Source organism: Noviherbaspirillum galbum (assembly GCF_010974945.1).
In the GTDB taxonomy this organism is placed as follows: domain Bacteria; phylum Pseudomonadota; class Gammaproteobacteria; order Burkholderiales; family Burkholderiaceae_D; genus Noviherbaspirillum; species Noviherbaspirillum galbum.
The window spans coordinates 1-795 of sequence record NZ_JAAIVB010000096.1 but is presented as its reverse complement, the minus strand read 5'-3'; the positions used below and the strand labels follow the sequence as shown (position 1 = coordinate 795).

General features: G+C 61.4%; 1 pseudogene. It reads right to left on the bottom strand.

The features are described 5' to 3' along the window. Window positions 1–795, bottom strand: a pseudogene (locus G3574_RS28020) (heme utilization protein); the annotation flags it as partial.

The window sequence follows — 795 nt, the reverse complement described above, 5'->3', positions numbered from 1 at the left end:
AATCTGGGCGCTCTTGAGCTGGCCAATCTGGTCAGTCGTCAAGCCGGTAGCAACCTGCGCGGTCGTCAGCGCGGCGATCTGGCTGGTCTTGAGCGACTGCAGGTCGTTCGAGTTGATGGCCGAGATCTGGTTGGAGATCAGTGCCTGCATCTGGCCGGTGGTCAGACCCTGCACCTGGGCGGTTGCCAAAGCGGCAATCGTGTCGGTCGTCAGTTTCTGCACCTGGTCGGTCGTCAGGGCAGCGATCTGGCTGGTCTTGAGCGACTGCAGGTCGACTGTTTCCATGTTGGCGATCTGCGCCGAGGTCAGGGCCTGCATCTGTGCCGTGGTCAGCGACTGGATCTGCGTGCTGGACAGAGCGACGATGTTATCCGTCGTCAGGGAGTTCACCTGAGCCGTGGTCAAGGCGGCGATCTGCGTGCTCTTCAGAGCTTGCAGGTCCACCGATTCCATCGCGGCGAACTGCGAGCTCGTCAAGGCTTGCAGCTGGTTCGAGACCAGCGCCTGCACTTGCGTCGTTCCCAGCGCGACGATCTGATCGGTCGTCATGCCTTGTACTTGCGCAGTGGTCAGAGCGGCAATCTGAGCGCTCTTGAGCTGGCCGATCTGGTCAGTCGTCAAGCCGGTAGCGACCTGTGCGGTCGTCAGCGCGGCGATCTGGCTGGTCTTGAGCGACTGCAAGGTGTTGGAGTTAATGGCCGAGATCTGGTTGGAGATCAGTGCCTGCATCTGGCCAGTGGTCAGACCTTGCACCTGGGCGGTTGCCAGCGCGGCAATCGTGTCGGTCGTCAGCTT